The 18,357-nt window shown below is 67.1% G+C and carries 19 protein-coding genes; 7 read left to right on the top strand and 12 right to left on the bottom strand.

Annotated features, from left to right (window positions below; translation table 11 throughout):
• Window positions 1-14: 14 nt before the first annotated feature.
• Window positions 15-866 carry a DUF4349 domain-containing protein gene (locus AX672_RS05150; RefSeq protein WP_066649240.1) on the bottom strand — a complete coding sequence of 284 codons (852 nt, stop codon included), beginning with the start codon at window positions 864-866 and terminating at the stop codon, window positions 15-17.
• A 171-nt stretch (window positions 867-1,037) separates the two neighbouring features.
• Here AX672_RS05150 and parC point away from each other — a divergent pair, with 171 nt between their 5' ends.
• A complete protein-coding gene (parC, locus tag AX672_RS05145) occupies window positions 1,038-3,296 on the top strand; it encodes a DNA topoisomerase IV subunit A (RefSeq protein ID WP_066649238.1) in 2,259 nt (752 codons plus the stop codon).
• A 210-nt stretch (window positions 3,297-3,506) separates the two neighbouring features.
• On the top strand, window positions 3,507-5,087 hold the full coding sequence (locus AX672_RS05140) for a putative bifunctional diguanylate cyclase/phosphodiesterase (RefSeq protein WP_066649358.1): 1,581 nt from the start codon (window positions 3,507-3,509) through the stop codon (window positions 5,085-5,087).
• On the opposite strand, the gene AX672_RS05135 is transcribed toward AX672_RS05140, so the two are convergent.
• The 4 genes from AX672_RS05135 to AX672_RS05120 are packed head-to-tail and all read right to left on the bottom strand — an operon-like array spanning window position 5,060 to window position 8,015.
• Window positions 5,060-6,268, bottom strand: a complete 1,209-nt coding sequence (locus tag AX672_RS05135; RefSeq protein ID WP_066649236.1) for a CCA tRNA nucleotidyltransferase — start codon at window positions 6,266-6,268, stop codon at window positions 5,060-5,062. The genes AX672_RS05140 and AX672_RS05135 overlap by 28 nt on opposite strands.
• A complete protein-coding gene (locus tag AX672_RS05130; protein ID WP_066649234.1) occupies window positions 6,256-6,849 on the bottom strand; it encodes a CoA pyrophosphatase in 594 nt (197 codons plus the stop codon). The genes AX672_RS05135 and AX672_RS05130 overlap by 13 nt, the downstream gene beginning before the upstream one ends.
• Window positions 6,846-7,412 (bottom strand): DUF1285 domain-containing protein, encoded by a 567-nt coding sequence (locus tag AX672_RS05125; RefSeq protein WP_066649233.1) that lies wholly within the window; start codon window positions 7,410-7,412, stop codon window positions 6,846-6,848. Before AX672_RS05125 ends, AX672_RS05130 begins: the two co-directional genes overlap by 4 nt.
• Before the next feature lie 39 nt (window positions 7,413-7,451).
• Window positions 7,452-8,015, bottom strand: coding sequence for a GNAT family N-acetyltransferase (locus tag AX672_RS05120; protein ID WP_372587572.1), 564 nt, complete (start codon window positions 8,013-8,015; stop codon window positions 7,452-7,454).
• 36 nt (window positions 8,016-8,051) lie between these two features.
• On the opposite strand from AX672_RS05120, the gene AX672_RS05115 reads away from it, so the two are divergent.
• The 5 genes from AX672_RS05115 to AX672_RS05095 all read left to right on the top strand — a co-directional run bounded on the left by AX672_RS05115 (window position 8,052) and on the right by AX672_RS05095 (window position 12,489).
• Window positions 8,052-8,684, top strand: coding sequence for a glutathione S-transferase family protein (locus AX672_RS05115; protein WP_066649231.1), 633 nt, complete (start codon window positions 8,052-8,054; stop codon window positions 8,682-8,684).
• A gap of 73 nt (window positions 8,685-8,757) precedes the next feature.
• Window positions 8,758-9,129 carry a dihydroneopterin aldolase gene (locus AX672_RS05110; protein ID WP_066649223.1) on the top strand — a complete coding sequence of 124 codons (372 nt, stop codon included), beginning with the start codon at window positions 8,758-8,760 and terminating at the stop codon, window positions 9,127-9,129.
• A 2-nt stretch (window positions 9,130-9,131) separates the two neighbouring features.
• Window positions 9,132-9,431 carry a Rossmann fold domain-containing protein gene (locus AX672_RS05105; protein WP_066649220.1) on the top strand — a complete coding sequence of 100 codons (300 nt, stop codon included), beginning with the start codon at window positions 9,132-9,134 and terminating at the stop codon, window positions 9,429-9,431.
• A 710-nt stretch (window positions 9,432-10,141) separates the two neighbouring features.
• Window positions 10,142-10,900, top strand: coding sequence for a helix-turn-helix domain-containing protein (locus AX672_RS05100; protein WP_066649217.1), 759 nt, complete (start codon window positions 10,142-10,144; stop codon window positions 10,898-10,900).
• A gap of 86 nt (window positions 10,901-10,986) precedes the next feature.
• Entirely contained in the window at window positions 10,987-12,489 is a 1,503-nt protein-coding gene (locus AX672_RS05095) for a S41 family peptidase (protein WP_066649214.1), read from the top strand.
• Between the two features lie 16 nt (window positions 12,490-12,505).
• On the opposite strand, the gene AX672_RS05090 is transcribed toward AX672_RS05095, so the two are convergent.
• The 7 genes from AX672_RS05090 to astD all read right to left on the bottom strand — a co-directional run bounded on the left by AX672_RS05090 (window position 12,506) and on the right by astD (window position 18,308).
• Window positions 12,506-13,255 carry a phosphoadenylyl-sulfate reductase gene (locus AX672_RS05090; protein WP_066649211.1) on the bottom strand — a complete coding sequence of 250 codons (750 nt, stop codon included), beginning with the start codon at window positions 13,253-13,255 and terminating at the stop codon, window positions 12,506-12,508.
• Complete coding sequence (locus AX672_RS05085; RefSeq protein ID WP_066649203.1) at window positions 13,248-13,679, bottom strand: DUF934 domain-containing protein; 432 nt, start codon at window positions 13,677-13,679, stop codon at window positions 13,248-13,250. Before AX672_RS05085 ends, AX672_RS05090 begins: the two co-directional genes overlap by 8 nt.
• The gene (locus AX672_RS05080; protein ID WP_066649199.1) at window positions 13,672-15,303 is read right to left on the bottom strand and encodes a nitrite/sulfite reductase; all 1,632 of its coding nucleotides are present in this window, start codon (window positions 15,301-15,303) and stop codon (window positions 13,672-13,674) included. The genes AX672_RS05085 and AX672_RS05080 overlap by 8 nt, the downstream gene beginning before the upstream one ends.
• A gap of 3 nt (window positions 15,304-15,306) precedes the next feature.
• The gene (locus tag AX672_RS05075) at window positions 15,307-15,747 is read right to left on the bottom strand and encodes a hypothetical protein (RefSeq protein ID WP_066649190.1); all 441 of its coding nucleotides are present in this window, start codon (window positions 15,745-15,747) and stop codon (window positions 15,307-15,309) included.
• The gene (locus AX672_RS05070; protein ID WP_066649185.1) at window positions 15,744-16,040 is read right to left on the bottom strand and encodes a DUF2849 domain-containing protein; all 297 of its coding nucleotides are present in this window, start codon (window positions 16,038-16,040) and stop codon (window positions 15,744-15,746) included. The genes AX672_RS05075 and AX672_RS05070 overlap by 4 nt, the downstream gene beginning before the upstream one ends.
• The gene (gene cobA / locus AX672_RS05065) at window positions 16,037-16,813 is read right to left on the bottom strand and encodes a uroporphyrinogen-III C-methyltransferase (RefSeq protein WP_066649182.1); all 777 of its coding nucleotides are present in this window, start codon (window positions 16,811-16,813) and stop codon (window positions 16,037-16,039) included. Before cobA ends, AX672_RS05070 begins: the two co-directional genes overlap by 4 nt.
• 79 nt (window positions 16,814-16,892) lie before the next feature.
• Complete coding sequence (gene astD / locus AX672_RS05060) at window positions 16,893-18,308, bottom strand: succinylglutamate-semialdehyde dehydrogenase (RefSeq protein WP_066649179.1); 1,416 nt, start codon at window positions 18,306-18,308, stop codon at window positions 16,893-16,895.
• Window positions 18,309-18,357: the final 49 nt, after the last annotated feature.

The following is an 18,357-nucleotide window of genomic DNA, read 5'->3' as shown; positions in this document are numbered from 1 at the left end:
ATGCCGCGCGCCAATCACTCGGTCACGAACCGCTTGTGCAGCCGCCGCCACAGCCACCAACCGGCGAGCGCGAGCAGGACCCAGGGCAGGCCGCCTGCCAGCACGATCGTCAACAGGCTCAGCGCGGCGAGGAAGCTCTCGCGGCCTAGCGCCAGCCCGATCGCGATCGGCGAGTCGGCGTCGAAGCCCGCGAAGCTGTCGGTGGTGCCATAGTCGAAATGCATCGGCGTGGTGGCAAGGCTCGCCTGCTGTGCACCCTTGCTGGCCGCATTGGCATTGAGCGCCTGACGCAAGCCATCGGCCTGTTCCTGCAGCGTGATGCGATCAGCGGATTTGGGCGGCAGCTTGGCAAGCTGTGCCTCGATCCGTTCGAGATCGGCGCGCTTGCGAGCGCTCGCCTCGTCGATCGCCTTGATCGCGCCGCCGGCATCGGTGCCGGTAATGTCGACCGAGCCGAGCTTACCGCCCGCCTTGATGACCGCGTCGATGCCGCCGGTGCCGAACTTGCGCGCGATGGCCGGGTCGAGCTTGAAATCGAGGCTCGCGGTGATGTCGTTCGCGCCGCGCCCGACGGCGTAATGCATGCCGGTGATGCGGCATCGCGCGAGCCCGAGCGCTTCGCACGCCTGCGCATGCGCTTCCTGCGTGGTTGAAATGCGCGCGGCGGGCAGGCGGAACTCATAGGCGTATCTAAACGCGACGCCGGGAGCGGCAGTGACGCCGATGCCGGGGCCGCGCGCGGGGCTGGCGTCGGTCATGCGTTCTTCGCTCGCCATCGCATCGCTGGCCGGTGGCTCGCGTCCGCCGTCGCTTTTCGCGCACCCGGCCAGTGCCAGAGCGATGATCACGACTGCCTTGCCGCGCATTCGACTCTCCCGTTCGTCCGAGGTTGTGAACGGTTCGTCGCTATCCTATCAATTTGCTATAGTAAAGCCGGATGCCGCATTTTCGACATAATGTGATCCGGCTCTGTTCGCTTGAGGCAGGTGTGCGGGAAGGCTTGGCCTTGCGGCCTCGTCGCTGCTACGGCTCGCGCGATGACCACCGAAACGATCGATCCGCCGCCCGCGCCTGACGACATCCCCGGCCAGTCCGACACACCTTTCGACACGGCGCTGTCGGAGCGCTACCTCGTCTATGCGCTGTCGACGATCACCGCCCGTTCGCTGCCCGATGTGCGCGACGGGCTGAAGCCGGTGCATCGGCGATTGCTGTGGGCGATGCGGCTGCTGCGGCTCGACCCGAGCCAAGGCTACAAGAAATGCGCGCGCGTCGTCGGCGACGTGATCGGCAAATACCACCCGCATGGCGACCAGTCGGTCTATGACGCGATGGTGCGGCTCGCGCAGGATTTCGCGCTGCGCTATCCGCTCGTCGATGGGCAGGGCAATTTCGGCAATATCGACGGCGATAATGCCGCCGCTTACCGCTACACCGAGGCACGGCTGACGCAGGTCGCGATCGACCTGATGGACGGCATCGACGACGACGGCGCCGACCTGAAGCCCACCTACAATGGCGAAGAGGAAGAGCCCGAGCTGTTCCCGGGCCTGTTCCCCAATCTGCTGGCGAACGGCGCGAGCGGGATCGCGGTCGGCATGGCGACGAGCATCCCCCCGCACAATGCCGCCGAGCTGATCGACGCCGCCGTCGCGCTGATCGACGATCCCGACGCCGATCCGCTGGCCTTTGTCCAGGGCCCAGATTTCCCGACCGGCGGGCTGGTAGTCGACAGCCCCGCCGCGATCGCCGAAACCTATGCCACCGGGCGCGGCAGTTTCCGCGTGCGCGCGCGCTGGCAGATCGAGGATCAGGGGCGCGGCACCTGGCAGATCATCGTCACCGAAATCCCCTATGGCATCCAGAAGGGCAAGCTGATCGAGGCGATTGCTGCGATCATCAACGACAAGAAGCTGCCGATCCTGGGCGATGTGCGCGACGAGTCCGACAGCGAGATCCGGCTGGTGATCGAACCGCGCAGCCGCACCGTCGACCCCGACGTGCTGATGGAAAGCCTGTTCAAGCTCTGCGACCTCGAAGTCCGCGTGCCGCTCAACCTCAACGTGCTCGACGCCCAGCGCACCCCGCGCGTGATGAGCCTGAAACAGGCGTTGCAGGCGTGGGTCGAGCACCAGTTCATCGTGCTGCAGCGGCGCACGCGCTATCGGCTGAGCAAGATCGCCGACCGGATCGAGCTGCTCGACGGTTACATCATCGCGTTCCTCAACCTCGACCGGGTGATCGAGATCATCCGCACCGAGGATGAGCCCAAGCCGGTGATGGTCGCCGAGTTCCAGCTCACGGACCGCCAGGCCGAAGCGATCCTCAACATGCGGCTGCGGCAGTTGCGGCGGCTCGAGGAAATGGAATTGCGCCGCGAGCGCGACGCGCTGGCGGAGGAAAGCGGCGGGCTTGAAGCACTGCTTGCGTCCGACAAGCTCCAGCGCAAACGGCTGAAGGCGGATCTTGGCGTCATCGGCAAGCGCTATGGCCGCGACACCAAGCTCGGCGCGCGGCGCACGACGATTGCCGAGGCGGCGCCGGCGCGCGACATCCCCCTAGAAGCGATGATCGACCGCGAGCCGATCACCGTCATCCTGTCGCAGCGCGGCTGGATCCGCGCGATGAAGGGCCATATCGACCTCGGCTCGCCCGACGCGCTCAAGTTCAAGGAAGGCGACGGCCCCGCTTTTGCGTTCCACGCGCAGACCACCGACAAGCTGCTGCTGGCGGCCGAGACCGGGCGCTTCTACACGCTCGGCGCCGACAAGCTGCCCGGTGGGCGCGGCTTTGGCGAGCCGGTGCGGCTGATGGTCGACCTCGACGGCGACACGGCAATCGTCGACTTGTTCCCGGCGAGCCGCAGCGCGCGGCTGTTGCTGGCGGCCAGCGACGGGCGCGGCTTCATCGCCCAGGCAAGCGATCTGATTGCCGAGACGCGCAAGGGCAAGACGGTGATGACGCCGCGTCCCGGCGCGCGGCTGTTGCGCGTGCGCGCGCTGAGCCCCGATGCGGACTATGTTGCGGTGATCGGCGACAATCGCAAACTGCTGGTGTTCCCGCTGGCGGAGTTGCCCGAGATGACGCGCGGGCAGGGGGTGCAGCTCCAGCGTTACCGCGACGGCGGCTTGAGCGATGTGACCGGCTTCGTGTTCGCAGCCGGGTTGAGCTGGGCGATGGGCGGCGACAGCGGGCGGACGCGCACCGAAAGCGACCTTGGCCCGTGGCGCGCGGCGCGCGGTGCGGCCGGTCGTCTGCCGCCAACGGGATTTCCGCGCGATAATCGTTTCGGTTGATAGGCGTTTGGGATCATAGGTTTATGTGCCCGGATTACTTCAGGCGGCCTTAACCTATAGTCATTAGACGAGCGCAGGATGGTGACGCGTTCGTCTCGACCTCTGGACGCCGAAGCCGTGCCGGGTAATGGCCTGCGCGCGGAAGTCGCTACGCGCCCGTCGGTCGGGGGCGCGATCAACCTGCTGCCGATCCCGGCCGTGATCTTGCAGATGCGCGGAAGCGGCTTTGCGGTCGAAGAGATGAACGCGCCGATGGTGGCGGCGGGGCTGGGCGGCGCCGGCGATGCCGCGCCGCTGATCCGCAGCCTTGGTGGGCGGCTGATGCCTTTCATGTTGTCCGGCGCGCCGTCCGAAGACTTCGCCTGGCAATGCGGCGATGCCGTCGACCGGCGCCATTTCCGCGTCCATGTCGCGCGCGCGCAGACGCGGCAGGTCGACCGCTGCCTCGTGACCTTGATCGACCGGACCGCCGAAGTGCGCACCGAACAGAATCTGCGGCGCGAGATGCTCACCGACGCGCTGTCGGGCCTGCCCAATCGTGCAGGATTTGCCGATCAGCTCGAATCGCTGTTTGCCGATGCCGCGCATGACCCCGAAGCTCATGCGGTGATGGTCGTCAATCTCGATCGCTTCAGCCGGATCAACGCTTGCATGGGGTCGTTGGCGGGGGACGAGTTGCTGATCACGGTCGCGCGGCGCATTCGCGGCGCCTTGCGCGGTCGCGATGTGCTGGCGCGCATCGGCGGCGACGAATTCGGCGTGCTGCTCCAGCTTGATGCGGGGCGCAGCGATGCCGATCATGTCGCCAAGCGTGTGCTCAATGCGCTGGCCAATCCGTTCCGTCTGTCGGACTTCGAAATCCGCGTGTCCTGCTCGATCGGCATTGCTTTTGGCGGCGACCCTATCGACGATGTCGAAGACCTGATCCGCCACGCGCAGTTCGCGGCGAAACGCGCAAAAGTGTCGGGCGAGGTCACTGCCTATCAGCCGCAGGCGTTCGACGTCGCCCGTGCCGAATTCGGCATGGAAACCGCGCTGCGCCGCGCGATCGACAGCCAGACGCTGCAGCTTGCCTATCAGCCGATCGTCGATCTTGCGACGGGCCGGATCGTCGCGTTCGGAGCCTTGACGCGCTGGCGGACCGAGGACGGCGTCGACATGGCGCCCAACGATTTCATTCCGGTTGCCGAGGAATCGGGGCTGATCGTGCCGCTCGGGCGATGGGCGCTCGACACCGCTGCCAAGGCACTTGCCGGCTGGGATGCGGTTGCAGGCGGCGATTGCGGGGTGCGCATTGCCGTCAATGTCTCGGCGATCCAGCTGCAGCGCGACAATATCCCGCGGATCGTCGAACGCGCGCTGGAGGCAGCGGGATTGCCCGGCGCCCGGTTGACGCTGGAGCTGACCGAAAGCGCGCTGATCGCCGATCCCGATCGTATCGCCCAGACGATGCAGGCGCTGAAAACCATGGGCGTGACACTCGCCATGGACGATTTTGGCACCGGCTATTCGAACCTCGCCATCCTGCAGAAGCTGCCGATCGACGTGCTGAAGATGGACCGCAGCTTTGTGACCGGGATGCTGGCCGACCGCGACAAGATCGCGATCGTTCGCGCGATCCTAAGCCTTGCGCAGGCGCTCGGCATGAAGACGACGGCAGAAGGCGTTGAGACGCATGAGCTTTCGCAGACGCTGACGGCGCTCGGCTGCAGCTATGGCCAAGGCTATTATTTCGGTCGCGCGGTCGATGCCGACGCGGCCTATCAGCTGGTCGTCGATCGCAGGGCTTGATCGAGCACCGCATCGGTGATCGCCGCGACGCGTGCGTCATCCGGAAAATCCTCGGCAATCCACTGGTCTTCGATCCGGTGAAGCGCGCGCGCGACGTCGGGGCCTTTGCTCAGCCCGCGCGCGACCAGCGTGCCGCCCGAAACCGGCAGCGCAGGCGGCGTCCAGCCCGCGATTATCGCCAGCGCTTCCAGTGCTGCATCGACGGCCAAATGCAGCGCAAAACGGTCGCAGGCGCCTTCGAGTCCCAAGCGATAGGCAAGCGCGCGCGGCGGCTCCAGATCGGTCGCAAGGGCGGCTGCAAGCCGCCGTCGCTGCAGGTTCGACAGCTTCAGCCGTGCGCCGACTGCGTCGCCGATCGCGGGATCGTCGGGCAGCAGTGCGGCTAGGCGGCGGATCGGCTGCGGTGCCATACCCGCGGCGGCCTCGATCGCGGCGACACGCGCCAGCCGGTCGGCAGCGGTAACCTCGGGTAATACGGGCGCGAAAATGCCGTGCTCGATCATCAGCGCGACGACCGCAGGCGCATTCGCGGCGACCAGCAGCTTGAGCAGTTCGTCGGCAATGCGTTCGCGGCTGAGCGCCATCAGGTCGTTCGCGCGCGCTGCGCAGGCGGCAAGGCCCTCGGCATCAGGCGTATCGCCGAAGCGCGCGAGGAAGCGGAAGAAGCGCAGGATGCGCAAATGATCCTCGGCAATGCGCTGCAGCGGCGCACCGATGTAGCGGACGCGCCCGGCGGCGAGATCATCCTGCCCGCCGAAATAATCGAAGATCGCGCCGGTCGCAGGGTCGGCATAGAGCGCGTTGATCGTGAAATCGCGGCGCGCGGCATCCTCGCGCCAGTCATCGGTGAAGGCGACGGTCGCGTGCCGACCGTCGGTTGCGACATCGCGGCGCAGCGTGGTGACTTCGACCGGCCCGTCGGGCAGCACCGCCGTGACGGTCCCGTGCGCGATGCCGGTCGGCACGGCCTTGATCCTTGCGGCGCGCAGCCGCTCGACGACGGCATCGGGGGTGAGGCGCGTCGCAATGTCGATGTCGTGCGCGTCGATCCCGAGCAGCGTGTCGCGCACGATGCCGCCGACGAAGCGCGCATCGCCTTGATCCGCGCCCAGCGCTGCGCATAGCGCGTCGAGCCCCGCCCGCTGGCGCCACGCCGCCGGTGGCAGCGTCAGTTCGCCCATGCCAGCCGCCGCGACAGATTGACGATCATGCCCGCCGTCGCGCCCCAGATGCGCCGGTTTTCCCAGTGGATTTCGTAAAAGCGGCGGGTCCGGCCCTGCCACTCGGCGCTGGCTTCGCGGTGATTGGCGGGATCGAGCACATAGTCGAGCGGGACTTCGAAGACGGCGGCAACCTCGGCTTCGGCAGGGACGAGCAGCAGATCGGCGGGGACAATGCCGATCACTGGCGTCACGTCATAGCCGGTGCCGGTGCGATAGCGGTCGGCCGTGCCGATGACCCGCACCGCCGAGGGCGGCAGCGCGATTTCCTCATGCGCTTCGCGAAGCGCAGCGGCGACGGCATCTTCGTCCTCCGGGTCGATCCGGCCGCCGGGGAAAGCGACTTGGCCCGCATGGCGGCGCAGCGTCTCGGTGCGCTGGGTCAGGATCAGGCCGGGTTCGCGCCGGTCGGTGATCGCCACCAGCACCGCCGCCGCAGTCGAGGCTTCATCGAGCGGCAGGTCGCGGCTGTCGCCCGGCAGCAGCAATGTTTCCCCCGGCACCGCATCGAGCGCGCGCCGCAGCCGCAAGTCGAGCGTCACGCTTCGGGCTCGATCGCGAAGAAGGCACCGTCGCTCCACACGCCCGCCGGATCGGCGTCGCTGGCGAGCGCGAGTTCGGCGATTTCATAATAGACCGGCCGCGCGATCAGCGCCTCCAGCCCGGCGCGGACGTGGAGATAGGGGCGCGGACCGTCGTCGCCGGTTGCAAAGCGCAACGCATGGTTCGGCCCCGCCGTCACCAGATCGCCGGTGTTGAGCCGGAACGCGAGCCGCATCGCCGCGCCTTCGCCCTCGGCCTTCATTTCGACCGCGACAAAGGGCGCGTCCTCGACCGCGATGTCGAGCTTTTCGACAGGCGTTACGAGCACATAACCGCCGTCGGGCTCGCGGCGCAGGATGCGCGAGAACAGCCGCACCATCGCGATCCGGCCGATCGGCGAGCCCTGATGAAACCAGGTGCCGTCGCGCGCGATCCGCATTTCGCTGTCGCCGCAGTGGGTGGGGTTCCAGCTTTCGACCGGCGGCAGTTTATCGGCTTCGACCAGCCGGGCGATGTCGGTGAGCGATAGCGCGGAAAGATCGGGCAGCGGGTCCATCGGCATGGCGCTCAGGTAGGCGCGCGGCGGCGGCGCGTAAAGGCGTCAGCGGCGCGGGCCGAGCATCCCCGCGGCATCGGGCACCGCACAGCCATGCGCGAGCAGCCGGTGCCGCTCGACCGGCCCCGGCGCGCGCCAAAGGCCGGTGCAATCGGCGCTGAAACCGAACCGCGCATAATATTCCGGGTCGCCGATCAGCATCAGCGCGTCGCCCAGATCGAGCGCATCGGCCGTCGCCTGCATTTCGGCCATCAGCGCGCGGCCATAGCCCAGCCCCTGCAGATCGGGCCGGATCGCGACCGGGCCGACCATCACCAGTGGCACCGCGCCGCCTTCGTCGCGGTGGAGCGCGATCGGCCAGCACTGGATCGTGCCCGCCAGCGTGCCGTCCTTGAGCGCGGCAAAGCTGAGCGCGTCGATCGCCGCCATCCCGGCGCGGATCAGATAGGCAGTGCGGCCGCGCCGATCGGCACCGAAAGTCGTGTCGAGCAGCGCGTCGATATCGGTGGCGGCAATGCTGTGCAGCGGGCGAAGGTCGATGATCGGTCTCCGACGAGTGAATCGGCATGGACGAAGCGGGGCGGCGCGCTTTAGCTTGGGTGCCAGCAAACACCAACCGGGCAAACACCAACGGGGGAACGCGCGATGAAGCTCTATGATTCCGCCTGGGCGCCGAGCCCGCGCCGGGTCCGCATCTACCTCGCCGAAAAGGGTATCGAGGTCGAGCGCGTCGCGGTCGATCTGCGATCGGGCGAGCATTTCGGCGACGCTTACCTTGGCATCAACCCGCGCGGCACCGTGCCCGCGCTCGAGCTCGATTCGGGCGAAGTAATCTGCGAATCGGCAGCGATCTGCCGCTATTTCGAAGCGCTTCACCCCGCGCCACCGCTGTTCGGCACCACCCCGGTCGAGATCGGCCGTATCGAAAGCTGGACCCGGCGGATCGAAAGCGACGGCTATACCGCCGCCGTCTATGCGTTCCGCAACACGCGCCCTGCGATGGCCGACCGGGGCGCGGCGGGCAAATGGCCGCCGATCCCGCAGATTCCCGAGCTGGCGACGCGCGGCGCGATCATGTGGGGTGCGTTTGTCGCGGCGCTCGACGCACGGCTGGGCGAGTCGCCGTGGATCGCGGGCGATGCGTTCAGCTTCGCCGACATCACCGCGCTGGTGACGATCGACTTTGCGCAGAGCGCCAAGCTGATGGTCCCCGAAAGCGACGTCCACCTGCGCCGCTGGTATCACGAGGCCACCGCGCGCCCGAGTGCTGCCGCCTGAGGCGCCGTTCGCGACGCCTTTCGCGCGCACACAAAACTGCTATGGGCGCGGCCTTGCTGCGGAGAGACTGAGCTTGGACGATCGCCTCGAACTGGAAGTGCACGACATCGAAGTGCCGGTGCTGACCGGCATCTATTCTGAAGAGACGCACTTGCCGCAGCCCTTGCGGATTTCGATCACGGTCGAGCTCGACTGCCTGCCGCATTATGCGCCCGACACGCCACTGGGGGGCTCCAAAAACTATCTCGACCTGAAGCGCGCGGCGACCAGTGCGCTGCCGCCGGGCGTGCATTTCACGCTGATCGAGGCGGTGGCGGACCATATCGCCGAAACGCTGATCGTGCAGGATGCGCGCGTGCGCTGGGTGAAGGTGAAGATCGTCAAGCTCGCGATTTCGGAAAATGGCGAGTCGATCGGGATCACGCTGTTGCGGCACCGGCGGTAGGCGTGGCGGCGCGCGTCATCACGCTGGGCGCGGGCGCCACGGTGGGGGCGCTGGTGGCGGCAGTGCAGGAAAGCGCCGCCGAGGTGATCATCGTCGAAGTTGCCCCCGATATTGCCGCGCTGGAACGGCATCTGATTCTGGCGGCGATCACCCCGCTCGCGATCGAGCTGGCGCCGGGGACGCGGCTGTGCGCGATCGATGTGGGGCCGGGGGCGGAAGCCGAGGATGTGGCGGCGGTGCGCGGCTGGCTCAGCGGCGCGGACTGCACGACGGGGCAAGTGGTGGCGGTGACGGCGGAGTAAGCTTCCTTCCTGTTACCTTCCACCGTTCGTCCCGAGCGCAGTCGAGGGGCGGGATTGAGGCGAGTCGCTTGGGGCCGGTCCGTCGACTTGGGCACTGCGTGCCCAAGCCTGTCCTGAGCGGCTGGCTTGCCAGTCAGTCGAAGGGCTCGGGACCAACGGGTGTAGTGGATGAGGGGGGAGAGCGCCCCCAGCTGCACACGGACTCCGGGCGTAAAATCAGGACACCCGCGGACGCAGGGGAAATTCGACCGGCGCGTTTGCCACGCGTTCGGGGCTCGGCGACTTGGGCAGTGATGCTTTCAGTCTTTTGGCGCCGAGACTGAATTGGCCCGATGAAGTGCACGCCGTCGCCGGGAAGTTCTCCCGGCCTATTGTGGCTGCTTTCGAGTTTAGCCGCTTGGCGGTTGCCCGCTCATGCGACGCCCTACGTGCGTTTACCTTATCGGTGCCGGGGTATGCGGATCCGTCTTACCCGAACGACTTTTCCGCGCCGGTCGAAGATCGCCGCTTGGCCCCTTGCGAGGCGGCACGGAGACCCCATCACCACCCCCGCGCTGGCCTTTTCGAGGGGGTGGCGATGGGGAGGGTGTTTAGCCCATTTGGTTGGTTTTGTCAATAGCAATGTGCGGTCGTGGTCATTCGCCACCAATCTAGTCAAATTCCCCGAGTGCGGCTACTCTGGGCTCATCCTCCCGTCTCGCTGGGGTGACATGACTTTTTTTGCCGCCCTGACGTCCCGCCATTATGACCAGCATAGCGCGCTGGCCGATCATGCGCATGACGCATCGTCAATGTGTGTGGTGATCGCCGGGGCCTATCACGAATCGATTTGCGGGCGCACCGAGCGCTATCCGGCGGGAACGATGTCGTTCTACCCCGCAGGCGAGCCGCATGCGCAGCGATTTGAGGCGCGGGGCGCGCGCAAGTTGCTACTCACGCCAACGCAGCCAACGATCGACCGGATCAAGGCGGCAGTGCCTCAGGTCGCCGCGCCGTGCGTCCACGACCCCGATTTTGTGCTGATTGCCCGGCGGATGGAAGATGAACTTGCCGAGCGCGACGCCTTTTCGTGCGCCATTGTCGAGGGGTTGTCAGTCGAATTGCTGGCGCGGTTCGAACGCGCGCTTGTCCGCTGCCGCCCCGCCCAGCCATCGCTCGCGCTGCTCGCCAAGGCTGAGGAGTTTATCCGTGAAAATCTGAGCGGACGGCTGTCGGTTGCGGCGATTGCGCGGGCGATCGACGCGACGCCCGATGGCCTTGTCGACTTGTTCCGTCAGCATCACGGCGTGACGCCCGGCGAGTATCAGCGGCGGCTGCGGTTGAAAGGGGCGGTGTCGCTGCTGAGCGAGACCGCTATGCCACTCAGCGAGATTGCGCTGGCGTGCGGCTTTTACGACCAGGCGCATTTTACGCGCAGTTTCAAGGCGCTCTATGGTCAGGCGCCGAGCCGCTTTCGCGCCGCTCGCTGAAATACAAATCGCGCCGCGCGTGCAAGATCGGGCCGGGGGCTACTGATACATCCGGGACCGCATCATGCTTGCTGGAGGCCCGTTTTATGCCCGTTTCGCTCCTTGCTCGATCATCGCTCGCCGTCGCCATGTTGGGGTCGGTTTTAGCCGGTCCGGCGGCCGCGGCACCGCCCGCGTTCGATGCCGCCAAATGGCAGGCCGATTACCGCCAGCTCAAGGCGGCGATGGAACGCGAATACGCCAATCTGACGTGGTTCGGGACGGTGGAGGGCGGGCTCGATTTGCCGCGCCTTGACCAGCTGACCCGCGCGCGGCTGGCGCAGGCGAAAAGCGATGGAGAGGCGCGGCGCGTGATCGCGAGTTTTGTAACTGCCTTTGGCGACGGGCATTTCTCGTCGCTTGCCGATCTGGTACCCGGTGGCCCTGCCAAAGCAGCGCCGATCCCGGCGCCCGAGATCAATCCTGACAAGCCCGAGGAGGGCTGCGCGTCGCTGGGGTTCGGCGTGACGAGCCCGGTCTCCTTCTCGCTGCCGTTCGAAACGCTGCCGGGCTTTTCGATGATGTCGGACGGCTTGCAGGCGCCGTTTCGCGCGGGGTTTCTGACGACGCCGGGCGGGACCAAAGTGGCGATCATTCGCATCCAGCAATTCTCCAACCGCGCCTTTCCCGCCGTCTGCACCCAGGCCTGGGCAAAGCTGCGGGCCAGCGGCGCGGCGATCAATCGCGCGTCGGTGCGCAAGGTGGCCTATGGCCATTGGTACGAAGCCTTTGCCGCGCAACTGGCCGCGTTCCAAAGCGCGGGTGCGAGCGCGCTCATCGTCGATATCGGCGACAATAGCGGCGGCAATGACAGCGGCGATTACTTCCCGCGCATGCTGACCGATCGGCTTGTGAAATCGGCGCCGCTGCGCATGGTCGCCTCGCCACTCGCCGCGCGCTACATTGAGGGGCAACTTGAGAATCTGAACGATGCCTTGAGCGAAAAGCCCGACGCTGCGGGGCGGCAAGCGCTGGAAGCGGCGCTCGCGTTTTTCCAGCAGGCGGCCAAGGCGCTGCCGAGCGCGCAGTGCGACCGTTCCTGGGTGTGGCGCGAGCGGCGGCGGTGGGCTGCAATCGGGTGCAGCGGCACGCTCGATGCGGGCTTTGCCGGCGGCGCGGTCGCGGGGCTTCCGCGCGGTGCTTATGCTAGCAGCGACGTCTCCGCACGCTTGTCGGGCGCGTCCGAGGTCGAGGCACAATTCGGCGCTTGGACGGGCCCGGCCTATGCGCTCACCGACGGCAAGACCTATTCGTCGGCTGAGATGTTCGCCGCCGTCTTTCAGGATAACCGCATCGGCAAGACAATCGGCACGCGCACCGGCGGCGATGGCTGCGGGTTCATGGTGAATGGTGACCCGGTGGTGCTGACAAACTCGCAAATGCGGTTTCGCATGCCCAATTGCACCCGACTGCGTGCCGACGGGACGAACGAGGTCGCGGGCATCGCGCCCGATCTGCCGCTGGTCCCGACCCGCGGCGAGGATGACCGCCAGCGCGCGATGCGGGCGATCATGTTGATCGAGGGCGATCTGAAAGCGGGGCGCCCCTGATGGCTAGCTGGCCGGCCTAACGATTGCCGTCGGTGTGAATCCCACACTCCACCTTTGCGAACCCGCGCCATCTCCCCGCGCGCGCGTCTTCGCCCTCGGCGACTGCGCTCGTGCACGGCGCGCAGCCGATCGAGGGGTAGCCGGCGGCTTCGAGCGGGTGGCGGGGGAGGTCGTGCGCTTCGAAATACGCGTCGAGGTCGGCTTTCCCCCAATCGCGTAACGGGTTGATCTTCAGGCGGCCGGCGGTGTCGCTGGGGTCGATCTCGACCAGCGGGAGCGCGGCGCGGGTGCTCGCCTGATACGCCTTGCGGCCCGAGATCGTCGCGTCGAACCCGGCGAGCGCGCGGGCGAGCGGGCGGACCTTGCGCAGGTCGCAGCAGCCGTCGGGGTCGTAGGACCAGCGCTCGCCCTTCGCGTCGCGCGCGGCGAGATCGGCGGGGTCGGGGGTGAGGTTGCGCAGGTCGGTCAGCCCCAGCCGCTCGGCAAGCGCATCGCGATAGGCAAGCGTTTCGGGGAAATGCTTGCCGGTGTCGAGGAAGATCACCGGCACGCTGCGGTCGACAGCGGCAACCATGTGCAGCAGCACCGCCGCTTCGGCGCCGAACGACGAGACCAGCGCAATCCGCCCCGCGAGCCGATCGCCGATCAGCGCGGCAAGCACCTCGGCGGCGGGCAGGCCAGACAACCCCGCGTCGAGCTCAGCCGCCTGCGCCACCGTGAAGCGGGGCGCCACGTCAATCACATCGCGCGGGTGCGCGTCAGCCATGGCGCAGTTTCCACACCGGCACTGCGCCATCGGCGGCGGGCTGATACACGGCCGGGAAGCGCGCGAGCGCGGCGTCGAGCGTCGCCTGGTCGATCGGGGATTCGGGCGCGAAACTGTCGAAGCCGCAGCGGCGCATGAAGGGCACCTGGTCGACCAGCACATCGCCCGCCGCGCGCAGCTCGCCGACATAGCCCGCCTCGCGCAGCACCCGCGCCGACGAATAGCCGCGCCCGTCGCGAAAGCTCGGGAAGCTGATCTCGATCAGCGCGAGCCGGTCGAGCATCGGCAGCAGCGCACGGGCATCGTCGCCCGCCTCGATCCGCACGGCGGTGGCGTTGGTCTGATCGGCGAGGAAAGCGTCGAGCGTGACGGCGGGCTCGTCATGCGCGTCGTCGTCGCGGAAGCGCAGCAAAGTCTCAACCATAAATCGCTTCCTTGAAGGGTTCGATGCCGACGCGGCGATAGGTGTCGATGAAGCGCTCGCCGTCCTCGCGGACTTGCAGATAGAGGTCGGTGGCGCGCTCGACCGCATCGACGATGCCGTCCTCGTCGAAGCCGGGGCCGGTGATGCGGCCGAGGCTCACGTCCTCCGCGCCCGATCCGCCGAGCAGCAGCTGGTAATTCTCGGTACCCTTCCGGTCGACGCCGAGGATGCCGATGTGGCCGGCATGGTGGTGGCCGCAGGCGTTGATGCAGCCGCTGATCTTGAGCTTCAGCTCGCCGATGTCACGATGGCGGGCCGGATCGGCGAAGCGCTGGGCGATTTTCTGCGCGACCGGGATCGAGCGCGCGTTCGCAAGGCTGCAATAATCGAGGCCAGGGCAGGCGATGATGTCGCTGATCAGGTCGAGATTGGCGCTGGCGAGCTCGGCGGCGACGAGCGCGTCATAGACGGCGCGGAGGTCAGCCTGACGGACATGGGGGAGGACGATGTTCTGCGCGTGGGTGACGCGGCATTCGTCGAACGAGTAACGCTCGGTCAGGTCGGCCATCACGTCCATCTGCGCCGACGACGCGTCGCCGGGAATGCCGCCGACGGGCTTCAGGCTGATGTTGACGATCGCATAGCCGGGGGCCTTGTGCGGCTTGACATTCTGGTCGAGCCAGGCGGCGAAGGCGGGGTCGCTGCGGTCCGGTTCGGTGCTCGGGGTGGTGTCGAACGCGGGCGGCGCGAATTGCGCGGTGATGCGCTCGAGCTCGGCGAGCGGCGGGTCGATGCCGAGTTGCTTGACGTGCTCGAATTCCTCGGCGACCTGACGGCGATACTCATCGGCGCCGATTTCGTGGACGAGGATCTTGATCCGCGCCTTGTAGATGTTGTCGCGGCGGCCATAGCGATTGTAGACGCGCAGGCACGCCTCGATATAGCTCAGCAGGTCTTCGGCGGGGACGAAATCCTTGATTTCGAGCGCGATCATCGGCGTGCGGCCCATGCCACCACCGACGAAGACGCGCGCGCCGAGCTGGCCGTCGCGGCGGACGAGCTGGATGCCGATGTCGTGGAGGCGCATCGCCGCGCGGTCTTCATCGGCGGCGATGACGGCGATCTTGAACTTGCGCGGCAGATAGCTGAATTCGGGGTGGAAGCTCGACCATTGCCGCAGCAGTTCGGCCCAGGGGCGCGGATCGGCGACTTCATCGGCGGCGGCCCCGGCATATTGGTCGGACGAGATGTTGCGGATGCAATTGCCGCTGGTCTGGATCGCGTGCATCTCGACGCTGGCGAGTTCGGCAAGCAAATCAGGTGCTTCGGCGAGTTTTATCCAATTGTACTGGATGTTCTGGCGGGTGGTGAAATGGCCGTAATCGCGGTCGTACTTGCGGGCGATATGCGCGAGCATCCGCATCTGCGCCCCCGACAGCGTGCCATAGGGAATGGCGACCCGCAGCATATAGGCGTGAAGCTGAAGGTAGAGCCCGTTCATCAGCCGCAGCGGCTTGAACTGATCCTCGCTGATCGCGCCCGAGAGGCGGCGGTTCACCTGATCGCGGAATTCCTCGACGCGGGCATCGACGATCGCCTGATCGTAAGTGTCGTATCTATACATGATTTAGCTGCCCTGCTGAACGAGGGTGAGGGGGTGGTGGCGGACGATCGTGCCGAGTTGCGCAAGGCTCTGGCCGTCGATTTTGATCTCGCGGTGCGCGGCGCGAATTTTCTTGAAGGCATCGGCGACACCGGGGGCGTCATGGCCCTGCGTGGTCGGATAGCCGACGGCGACGATGACGTCCCAATCGGCGGGCTCACTGTCGGCGCGTTCCATGAGCGCATAGCTGGTGAACAGCCCCTGCTGAATGCCGATCCGGTCCATCGCGAACCAATTCGCCTTGATATAGGCGATGAGGGTGGCCCGCTTGCCAGGGACGGCGCGAAGATAGGTCTGGGTGACGTGGCGCGTCTGTACCTTGGCGACGGATGTTTCCGGCGCCGCGGCGAGCGCGGCAGGGCCGCCGCTCGCCAACGCGAACGCCAGGGCGAGGCGGCGGATCATATCACCCAGGCCCCGGCGTCCGGATCGGCGGGCTTCAATGTCAGGTCGGGGCGCACCGTCGGGCCGAGCGCGCGCACGCGGTCCTTGATGTGCGCGGGGCGGGGGCCTTCGGGGGTGGCGTCAGCATCGATGACATAGGGCGCGTTGACGCGGCGCGCGCCTTCCTCGGCGCGGGCGATGGCTTCGCCGCCGGTGTCGACATCGGCGGCGTCCTCGACATGGCGCGACCAGCCGGTGCCGGTCCACCAGATCACGTCGCCGGTCGGTAAATCATTCCCTGTCAATATCTTCACGCCATCATCTCCGCCGCGGTGGCAAGTTGGTTGAGTGCAGGACCACCGCGCGCCGCGACCGCGCCGACGACGATGACGGCGGGGCTGACGACCGCCTCGCGCCGCACCAGCGCGCCGAGATCGGCGAGCAGCCCGCGCAGCACCCGCGCTTCGGGCCGGGTGCCGTTTTCGATCACGGCGACGGGCATGTCGGGGGCGACACCCTCGGCGATCAGCTTGTCGGCGATCGCCTGCGAGGTTGCGATCCCCATGTAGATGACGAGCGTGCGCCCTCTGCCGGCCAGCCCGGTCCAGTCCTGTTCGGACAAGCCCTGGCATTGCCCCGCGACGAAGGTCACCGCGCTCGACACATTGCGGTGCGTCAGCGGCATCAGCGCCTGCGCCGCGCCCCCCATCGCTGCCGAAATGCCGGGGATCACTTCCACTGGCACGCCTGCCGCGATGCACGCCTCGGCTTCCTCGCCGCCGCGCCCGAAGATGAACGGGTCGCCGCCCTTCAGCCGCACCACCAGCTTACCGCGCCGCGCCTCGGCCACCAGCAGGTCGTTGATCGCTTCCTGCCGCATCGTGTGGCGGCTGCGCGCCTTCGCGACCGACACGCGCGAGGTGGCAGGCGCCAGCGCGAGAATGCGCGGATCGACCAGCCCATCATGGACGATCAGATCGGCCGCGAGGATCGCATCGCGCGCCTTCACCGTCAGCAGGCCGGGGTCGCCGGGGCCGGCGCCGACCAGCAGCACGCGGCCGTCTGTGGGAAAGTTGGTGCGGGTCATTGGTAGCGCAATTGGTCCTCTCCCACCGCCATCGCAACCGATCGATGCTTGGCGCGCGCCAAGCATAGCTATCGCGCGTTCACGCGTCGCGCAGGCCGATGCCAATCAATGCGCGCGCCTGTTCGGATTCGCTCGAAACCACCGGATAGGCGCAATAGTCAGCCGCGTAATAGGCGCTCGGGCGATGATTGCCCGACCAGCCGATGCCGCCGAAGGGTGCTGCCGAACTCGCGCCATTGGTCGGCTTGTTCCAGTTGACGATGCCGGCGCGGGCATTGGCCCAGAACTGGTCGTAGAGCGCGGGGTCCTGGCTGACGAGCGACGCCGACAGGCCGTAGCGGGTGTTGTTCGCCTCGGCGATCGCGTCTTCGAAGCTGTTGACGCGGATCAACTGCAGGATCGGGCCGAACAGCTCGATGTCGGGCCGGTCGTTCATTTCGGTGACGTCGATCAGGCCGGGGGTAAGGAAGGGGCGGTTGGCGACCGGGCGCTGCATGTGGCGGATCGGGCGGCCGCCGCGCGACATCAGCGTCACGAAGCTTTCGGTCAGCAAATCGGCTGATTCATTGTCGATCACCGGACCCATGAAGGGCTGCGGATCAGCGTGCGGATCGCCGACGATTACCCGGTCGAGCAATTTCGCTAGTTCTTCGAGCAGCGGCCCCTGCAGGCGTTCGTCGACGATCAACCGCCGCGCCGCCGTGCAGCGCTGCCCCGCGCTGGTGAAGGCCGATTGCACCACCAGCACGGCGGCCGAATGGAGATCGGGCGTGTCCCAGACGATGATCGGGTTGTTGCCGCCCATTTCGAGCGCGAGGATTTTTTCGGGCCGGTCGGCGAATGCGCGGTTGAGCGCGATGCCGGTGCGCGCCGAGCCGGTGAACAACAGCCCGTCGATGTCAGGATGGGCCGCCAGTGCCTTGCCTTCGGCCGGTCCGCCGATCAGCAGCCGCAGCACGCCCGGCGGCACCCCGGCTTCGTGGAAACAATCGACCAGAAAAGCGCCGGTTGCGGGCGTCTTTTCAGACGGCTTGAAAACCACCGCATTGCCTGCGAGCAGCGCCGGGACGATGTGGCCGTTGGGCAGATGCGCGGGGAAATTATAGGGGCCGAGCACTGCGAGTACGCCGTGCGGCTTGTGACGCAGCGCCAGTCGCCCGGAAAGCTGGCTGTCGAGCCGCCGTTGCGGCGTGCGTTCGGCATAGGCAGTAGCCGAAATGTTGACCTTGCCGATCACCGTGTCGATTTCGGTGCGCGCTTCCCACAAAGGCTTGCCGGTTTCGCGCGCGATCAGGTCAGTGAAGGCATCGGCCTTGGCCCGCACGACATTGACGAAACGGCGCAGCGCCTCGAGCCGATAGGCGAGCGGCTGCGCAGCCCAGCTCGCCCAGTTTGCGCGCGCGATGGCGACTTCCTCATCGACGTCGCCGGGCATGTTCCGCCACAGCACCGCCCCGGTCGCCGGTTCAGTCGAGACGATTTCCTGACCCGCCATTCGATCCCGTCCTCTCAATCCCGCGCTCTTGCCCCAATATGCCGCCCTT

It is taken from the genome of Sphingomonas sp. CCH10-B3 (genome assembly GCF_001556185.1).
Lineage (GTDB): Bacteria > Pseudomonadota > Alphaproteobacteria > Sphingomonadales > Sphingomonadaceae > Sphingomonas > Sphingomonas aquatica.
This window is presented reverse-complemented; position numbering and strand designations above follow the sequence as displayed.